The following is a 7059-nucleotide window of genomic DNA, read 5'->3' on the forward strand; positions in this document are numbered from 1 at the left end:
CCGGCAAGCCGGCTCCCAAGGTACAGTGTCGGGCTCAAGGGGTGGCGCTGTACCTGTAGGAGCTTTCGGCGATGACGCCAGTGTTGGCTACCTCAGTCTCAAACCTTGAGCACCAACTTGCCAAAGTTCTCCCCACTGAACAGCTTCAGCAAGGTCTCGGGGAAGGTCTCCAGCCCTTCGACCACATCCTCCTTGCTCTTCACCTGCCCACTGGCCAGCCACCCGGCAATCTCCAGCGCGGCCTTGCCGTAGTCCTTGGTGTAATCCATCACCACAAAGCCTTCCATGCGCGCGCGGTTTACCAGCAGCGACAGGTAGTTGGCCGGGCCTTTCACCGCTTCCTTGTTGTTGTACTGGCTGATCGCGCCGCAAATCACGATGCGTGCCTTGAAGTTGATGCGGGTCAGCACGGCGTCGAGGATGTCGCCGCCGACGTTGTCGAAGTACACATCCACGCCTTTGGGGCATTCGCGCTTCAGGCCGGCCAGCACGTCTTCGGCCTTGTAGTCGATCACCCCGTCAAAGCCCAGTTCGTCCTTCAGGTACTGGCACTTCTCGGCACCACCTGCAATGCCGACCACTCGGCAGCCTTTGATCTTGGCAATTTGCCCGACAATGCTGCCCACCGCGCCGGCCGCGCCGGAAATGACCACGGTGTCACCGGCCTTGGGCTGGCCGACGTCCAGCAGCGCGAAGTAGGCGGTCATGCCGGTCATGCCCAGTGCCGACAGATAGCGGGGCAGGGGCGCCAGGCTGGGGTCGATCTTGTGCAGGCCCTGGGGTTCGCCAGTGAAATAGTCCTGCACGCCAAGGGCGCCGCTTACATGGTCGCCCGGCTTGTAATTGGGGTGGTTGGAGGCAACCACTTCGCCAACGCCCAGCGCGCGCATCACCTGGCCCAGGGCCACGGGCGGGATGTAGGACTTGCCTTCGTTCATCCAGCCGCGCATGGCCGGGTCCAGCGACAGGTACAGGTTGCGCACCAGCACCTGACCTTCGCCGGGTTGTTCGGCGGGCACGGTCTCGAAGCTGAAGTCGTCACGGCGCACGGCGCCGACCGGGCGTTTGGCGAGCAGGAAGCGGCGGTTGGTGTTGGTCATGGCGGGTCCTCGTAGGCATTGAAGGGGGAGGCGTCAAATCTACCCTGTTGATGTAGGCAGGTCCGTAACATCACTGACAAGCATGGTAGCCCAACCGGTGGGGTGATGATGCTGCCCGTGCGGGTGGTGGCTGACTATGCTCTGAACCCCACCAAGCACGCTTTGGAGCACGCGATGAGCATGACCTTTTCCGGCCAGGTAGCCCTGGTCACCGGCGGCGCCGCCGGCATCGGCCGGGCAACTGCCCTGGCTTTCGCCCGGGAGGGCCTGAAAGTGGTGGTGGCCGACCTTGACCCTGTCGGTGGCGAGGCCACTGTGGCCCTGATCCACGCGTCGGGCGGGGAGGCGCTGTTCATTGCCTGCGACGTTACCCGTGAAGCCGAGGTGCGCCAACTGCACGAGCGCCTGATCGCTGCCTATGGGCGGCTGGACTATGCCTACAACAACGCAGGTATCGAGATAGAGCAGGGCCGCCTGGCCGAGGGCAGCGAGGCGGAGTTCGATGCCATCATGGGCGTCAACGTGAAGGGGGTGTGGCTATGCATGAAGTACCAGCTGCCGTTGCTGATGGCCCAGGGCGGTGGGGCCATCGTCAATACCGCTTCGGTGGCCGGTTTGGGCGCGGCGCCGAAGATGAGCATCTACAGCGCCTCCAAGCACGCGGTGATCGGCCTGACCAAGTCGGCGGCCATCGAGTACGCCAAGAAGGGTATCCGGGTGAATGCGGTGTGCCCGGCGGTGATTGACACCGACATGTTCCGCCGCGCCTATGAGGCCGACCCACGCAAGGCCGAGTTTGCCGCTGCCATGCATCCGGTGGGGCGCATTGGCAAGGTCGAGGAAATTGCCAGTGCCGTGCTGTACCTGTGCAGTGATGGCGCGGCGTTTACCACAGGGCATTGCCTGACGGTGGATGGTGGGGCTACGGCGATCTGAGCCGAAACCGCGTGGCCTTCTTGGCGGGCTTGCCCGCTCCCACAGGTACCCCGCTGCCCTCAGGTCCTGTGATGTCTCTGTGGGAGCGGGCAAGCCCGCGAAGAGGCCCTGGCAGACCACCACAATGCCAGCCCAACAACAACACATCCCACCACCAACACTTCACCAAATACCAGTAAGGCCAGCTGTGACCCTAACCGGTCACTCAGCAGCCCGGTAAAGATCACCGGCAGGCTGAACCCCAGGTACGCCAGCAGGAAGAACCCGGCGCTGGCCCGTGTCTGCTCGCTGCCGGCCAACTGGTTCACGGCTGCCAGCCCACCCAGGTAGATAAACCCGTAGCACGCACTGCTGGCCGCCACCGCACCCAGCAATACCGCGCCTAGCTGGCCGCTGTCCGCACCCCAGGCCAGCACGGCATAGCTGCACGGCAATATCACCAGCCCCAGCAATGTGGCTGTACGGCTGCTGAGGCGCCGTGCCATGGGCTGGAACAACAACCCGCAGCTGATCACGCAAAAGGTCGAGAACCCCGACCAGGCGCTAAGCCCGTGCTGGCGCAGGATGCCCGGCAGCAGGGCGATCACCAGCCCCACGCAGGCCCACGCCAGCAGAATGGCCAGGCCATAGGCCACGCTGCCACGTGGGTAGCAGGGCAGGCGCAGCATGGGGTTGCGTTGTGCCGGGCGTGGGTCCGGCAGGCGCCAAACCAGCAGCATGGCCAGCGCCGCCAGCAGCAGTTGCAGGTGGAAGCTGCCTGGGGTCAGGCTGGGGCCGCGCAGCAGGAACAGGCTGGTCAGCGCCGCGCCCAGGCCAAAGCCCAGCGAGGTGCTGGCGGTAACCCAATTGGCGGCGCGGGTGTTGTCCGCGCCGCCCATCAACTCACCCATGTAGGCGGTGGCCGTTGCCGACGCCAGGCCGGTGCCCAGGCCGAGGAACAGCCGCGCCAGCCCCAGAGTGTGCAGGTTGGGGGCCGCCAGCATCAGCACGGTGGCGACCATCGACAGGGCCAGTGCGGCAAGCACCAATGGCCGGCGCCCGACCCGGTCGGCCAGCCCGCCCAGGGCCAGCAGCACGGGTAGCACGCCGAGCACATAGCCGGAGAAGGCTACTGCGGTGGCGGCGGCGCCTTGGCCGGAAAGGTCGGCGTAGGTGATGTACAGCGGGGCCTGCAGGTTGACGGCCAGGGTGATCAGGCAGAGGGCGAAGGCCAGGCGGGCCGGGGCGGAGGGCATGGGTAGGATCCTGGTTCTGTAGTGGCTGTACCGGCCCTTTCGCGGGTGAACCCGCTCCCACAGGTACTGCACCGCTCTCGGGTTGGGTGCGATCGCTGTTGGAGCGGGTTCACCCGCGAAAGGGCCGGGCCTGTTCACTCTGATGCCAGCCCATTCCCATCACCAGACACACCGGCAACCCTTTTATGCTTAACTGTTCGCTCAAAACCAGCGAACACTTGCCCCATGCACTTGCCCCTCGACCGCACCAGCCCCACCCCGCTGGTGCAGCAACTCACCGACCACCTGCAAACCTGGATCGACCAGCAGCGCCTGCGCCCCGGCGCGCGTCTGCCATCGATCCGGGCTTTGGCCCGCAGCCAGGCGGTCAGTGCGTCGTGTGTGATCGAAGCCTACGACCGCCTGGTCGCCAGCGGCTGGCTGGAGGCCCGCCACGGTACCGGCTTTTTCGTCGCCGAACGCAAAGCCGGCCTGGCCGTGGAAGACGCCCAACCCTGGGGCGAGGCCGGCGATGGCAGTTGGCGGCAGTTTCGCGAGGGCCATGACGAGTTGCTCAAGTTGGGCTGCGGCTGGCTACCCAGCAGCTGGCGCGCCGCCACCGAACTGGCCCAGGCAGTGCGCCAGGTCAGCCGCGGCAACCCACAGGACCTGTTCGACTACTGCCCGCCCCTGGGCCTGGCCAGCCTTCGCCAGCAGTTGCACAAGCGCCTGGCGCAGCTGGGCATCGCCGCCGGGCCCGAACGTATCCTCACTACCCACGGCGCCAGCCACGGCCTCGACCTGCTGGTGCGCACCCTGCTGCGCCCGGGTGACACGGTACTGGTGGAAAACCCCGGCTACTACAACTTGTACAACCTGCTGCGCCAGCACCAGGTACACATGCTGCCGGTGCCACGCACCGCCGAAGGCCCGGACCTGGCCACCCTCGAAGCCCTGCTGATGGCGCACAAGCCGCGCTGCCTTTTCACCAACAGCCTGTACCAGAACCCCACCGGCACCAGTCTGACGCCCAAGGTGGCCTACCGCCTGCTGGAGTTGGCCCGCGAGCACGACCTGCGCATCATCGAGGACGATATCTACGCAGACTTCCAGGAAGGCCCGGCAACCCGCCTGGCCACCCTCGACAGCGAGCAGCGGGTAATCTACATGGCCAGCTTCTCGAAAACCCTCAGCAGCTCGCTGCGGGTCGGCTACCTGGTAGCCGACCCGGCATTGCTGGCGCGTCTGGCTGAGTTGAAGATGGTCAGCGGCATCGGCACCTCGCGCTTTGCCGAGCAGGTGGTGGGGCAGATGCTGGCCAACGGCAGCTACCGCAAGAGCGTGCAGCGCCTGCGTGTGCGCCTTGGGCAACACATGGCCAGGCTGCTCGGCCAGCTGGAGCAGGCGGGCTGGCAGGTGTTCTGCGAGCCCTACGGCGGCATGTTCGTCTGGGCCTGCGTGCCGGGCCGGGATTTCGCCAGCCTGGAACGCCTGGCGCTGGAACATGATGTGCTGCTCACCCCCGGCAGCGCCTTCGATTACCAGGGCGCGGCCAGCGCCTGGCTGCGCATCAATGTCGCCTACGGGCAGGACTCCCGCGCCCAGGCCTTCCTTCAGCACGCAGGGCGACCTCTGGCAAGCTGATAGCGACATGCTCATAGCTATTTGACACTATTCTGACGTCAGGCCCTTGTTCATCGGCTGGCAACGTTGCCACCCTTGGCCTTCGGGATAACCTCGCACACAGAAGGGGAATCGGCATGGGCGCGAGCAAGCACGGTGTGCTGGCCAACCTGGGCATGGCCCGCAAACTCGGCCTGGGCTTTGCCTTGGTGCTGGTGCTGACCCTGGCGGTGGCGGCCATTGGCATTGCCGCGCTGCACAGTGTTGGCCAGCGCTTCGACAGCTTGCGCCAACTGGCCCAGTTCAATACCGACCTGCTGCGCTTGCGCCAGCACGAGCAGGCCTTTGCCCTGCGCTCCGACCTCAAGCAGGCCGAGGCCTTGCGCAGCGGCCTGCAGGGCCTGGCCGAACGCGCCCGTGGCCTGCCGGCGCTGGCGGCGGCGGAAACTGACCTGACGGCCTATGGCCAGGCATTCGAGGCCTTTGTCGAAGCGGTGCAGGCCAAGGAGCTGGCGCTGGACATGGCCAGTTGGTCGGTATCCAGCGTGGCCAACAATCTCGATGTGTTGCAGGCCGGCCTGGCTGATGACGGCGTGTACACCCTCAAGCAGTCCCAGGGCCAGGAGGGCGGCGCGTTCCTCGAGCAGGCCGGGCAGGTGGCGCAGGTGTCGCGGCTGATGCTGCAGGCCATGGACGAAGCGCGGGTACGCCTGGAAAAAAGCCGCAAGGGCGAAGAGGGCGTCAGCCAGGACCGCATCGCCCAGACTGTCGAGGCCGCCAGCCTGGTCAGCCAGTTGCAGGGCGCCGTCAGCGATGCCGGCTACCAGAGTGTGCTGGGCGAAGTGGCGGGGCACATCGGCAGCTTCTCGGAAAAACTCAACGAATACACTGACCAGTTGGCCCGCGAGCAGGGCTTGAAGGCGCAATTGCAAGCCAGTGCCGAGCAAGTCACCAGTCGGGTCGACCAGGCCTATGTGGGGCAGGAGCAGGCCCTGCAGGGCGAACTGCAACGCAATGCCGTGGCCATCGGCCTGGCCACGGCATTGGCGCTGCTGGTGGGTGTGCTGGCCGCTTGGCTGATCACCCGCGCCGTGGTTGGCCCGCTCAAGCATGTGATTGCACGCGCCCAGCGCATCGCTGCCGGTGAACTGAGCTTTGACGCCCTGGAGCCGCGCCGTGACGAAGTAGGGCAGCTGATGCAGGCCATGCAGCAGATGGCGGCGGGCCTATCTGGGATTGTCAGCGGTTTGCAGCAGGGCATCGAGCAACTGGCTGGCAATGCGCAGGCGCTGTCGGCGGTGACCGAGCAGACCAACCGCGAGGTGGGCAGCCAGAAGGAAGAGACCGAGCAGGTGGCCACCGCCATGCAACAGATGACCGCTACCGTGCACGATGTGGCGCGTAATGCCGAAGAAGCGGCGCAGGCGGCCCAGGCTGCGGATGAGAAGGTGGATTCCGGGCAACAGGTGGTGCGCCAGAGCATGCAGCGCATCGAGCAACTGGCGGCGGCGGCGGAGACGGCCAGCGCTGGTATCGACAGCCTCAGTGCCGAGATCCACACCATTGGCGACGTGCTGGAAGTGATCAAGAGCGTGGCTGAGCAGACCAACCTGCTGGCGTTGAATGCTGCTATCGAAGCCGCCCGCGCGGGCGAGCAGGGGCGTGGTTTTGCCGTGGTCGCTGATGAGGTGCGTGCGCTGGCGCGGCGTACCCGGCAGTCTACCGAGCAGATCGAGACCTTGGTCGCCAGCCTGCGCGGCAATGCCCAGCAGTCGGTGGCGCAGATTCGCGGCAGTACCGAGCTGGTACGTTTGGCGGTGGCCGATGCGCTGCAGACCGAAAGCGCACTGGGCAGCATTGCGGCGGCGGTTTCATTGATCCAGCAGATGAACCAGCAGATTGCCGCGGCGGCCGAGCAGCAGAGCTCTGTGGCGGAAGAGATCAGCCGCAGCGTCACGCAGATCCGCGGCAGTGCCGATCAGGCGGCGTTGGCGATGCAGGACAATGCCCGGTCGAGTATCGAGCTGGCGCAGTTGGGTACCGACCTGAAGGGGATGGTGGGGCATTTCAGGTTGTGATCTGGGCTTGGGCTTTGTGTTGCCTGTACCGGCCTCTTCGCGGGCACGCCCGCTCCCACAGGGATATCATTGCCCTCAGGTCCAGTGATATCCCTGTGGGAGCGGGCG

Annotated in this window: 5 protein-coding genes and 1 pseudogene; 4 read left to right on the plus strand and 2 right to left on the minus strand. The window is 65.8% G+C overall.

The annotated features are described in order from the left end of the window. Positions 1-98: 98 nt before the first annotated feature. Positions 99-1100: an NADP-dependent oxidoreductase gene (locus IRZ77_RS18295; RefSeq protein WP_046615513.1), complete on the minus strand. Its 1002-nt coding sequence runs from the start codon at positions 1098-1100 to the stop codon at positions 99-101. A gap of 174 nt (positions 1101-1274) precedes the next feature. Between IRZ77_RS18295 and IRZ77_RS18300 the strand changes: the two genes are divergently transcribed. Next, the gene (locus IRZ77_RS18300) at positions 1275-2036 is read left to right on the plus strand and encodes an SDR family oxidoreductase (RefSeq protein WP_108480562.1); all 762 of its coding nucleotides are present in this window, start codon (positions 1275-1277) and stop codon (positions 2034-2036) included. A 59-nt stretch (positions 2037-2095) separates the two neighbouring features. On the opposite strand, the gene IRZ77_RS18305 is transcribed toward IRZ77_RS18300, so the two are convergent. Then, positions 2096-3271, minus strand: coding sequence for an MFS transporter (locus tag IRZ77_RS18305; protein ID WP_153671211.1), 1176 nt, complete (start codon positions 3269-3271; stop codon positions 2096-2098). 225 nt (positions 3272-3496) lie between these two features. Here IRZ77_RS18305 and IRZ77_RS18310 point away from each other — a divergent pair, with 225 nt between their 5' ends. The 3 genes and pseudogenes from IRZ77_RS18310 (at position 3497) to IRZ77_RS27340 (ending at position 6951) form a co-directional block, all read left to right on the plus strand. After that, on the plus strand, positions 3497-4894 hold the full coding sequence (locus IRZ77_RS18310; protein ID WP_085602231.1) for an aminotransferase-like domain-containing protein: 1398 nt from the start codon (positions 3497-3499) through the stop codon (positions 4892-4894). A 668-nt stretch (positions 4895-5562) separates the two neighbouring features. After that, positions 5563-6090 (plus strand): annotated as a pseudogene (locus tag IRZ77_RS27335) (HAMP domain-containing protein); the annotation flags it as partial. Next, positions 6088-6951: a methyl-accepting chemotaxis protein gene (locus IRZ77_RS27340; protein WP_370290417.1), complete on the plus strand. Its 864-nt coding sequence runs from the start codon at positions 6088-6090 to the stop codon at positions 6949-6951. The pseudogene IRZ77_RS27335 and the gene IRZ77_RS27340, both read left to right, overlap by 3 nt. Positions 6952-7059: the final 108 nt, after the last annotated feature.

It is taken from the genome of Pseudomonas pudica, assembly GCF_015680405.1.
In the GTDB taxonomy this organism is placed as follows: Bacteria; Pseudomonadota; Gammaproteobacteria; order Pseudomonadales; family Pseudomonadaceae; genus Aquipseudomonas; species Aquipseudomonas pudica.